The 419-nt window shown below is 72.1% G+C and carries 1 protein-coding gene and 1 pseudogene; both read left to right on the top strand.

All coding sequences use genetic code 11. The features are described 5' to 3' along the window. Window positions 1-118, top strand: a pseudogene (locus Q0C81_RS15670) (sugar ABC transporter permease); the annotation flags it as partial. 86 nt (window positions 119-204) lie between these two features. Further along, a partial coding sequence (locus tag Q0C81_RS15665; protein ID WP_291840008.1) for a hypothetical protein occupies window positions 205-419 on the top strand: 215 nt, incomplete at its 3' end.

Here is a 419-nt window from a genome sequence, read left to right as displayed (position 1 = left end):
CTACGGGTCGGGGGACGTGGGGATCGGCGTCAGCCTGACGGCGACCCTGGCCTTCCTCTTCGGCTGCCTGGCCGTCATCGGCTGGATGTTCCGCACCGGCTACCGGCTGAAGAACTAGAGCGTCACGAAAGCGGCCAGATCGGCGGCCACCTTCGTCGCCAGTCCGCGTTTGAGAAACGCGCCGTACACGGCGCGGGAGCCTGCATGTCCAATCAGAACGACCCCAAGCTGAACGGTTCGCCCGTCAACGGCCAGGCCCAGCCGGAGCCTTTCCGCCGCCCGGTGACCTGGGGTCGCCCGCCCGCGACGGTGTTCCGCGCCGGGCCGCTGCCGCGCGGCTCGACCCTGCCGCCCCTGCCCGAACCGCCGAAGCCCCGGCCCGCGCCGCCCCCGTCGTCCGGCATCCTCAGCGGCTCCAT

Origin of the sequence: Brevundimonas sp. (genome assembly GCF_023259385.1) — a bacterium.
GTDB lineage: Bacteria > Pseudomonadota > Alphaproteobacteria > Caulobacterales > Caulobacteraceae > Brevundimonas.
The sequence above is the reverse complement of the archived record's forward strand: the minus strand, read 5'-3'. Positions and strand labels throughout refer to the sequence as shown.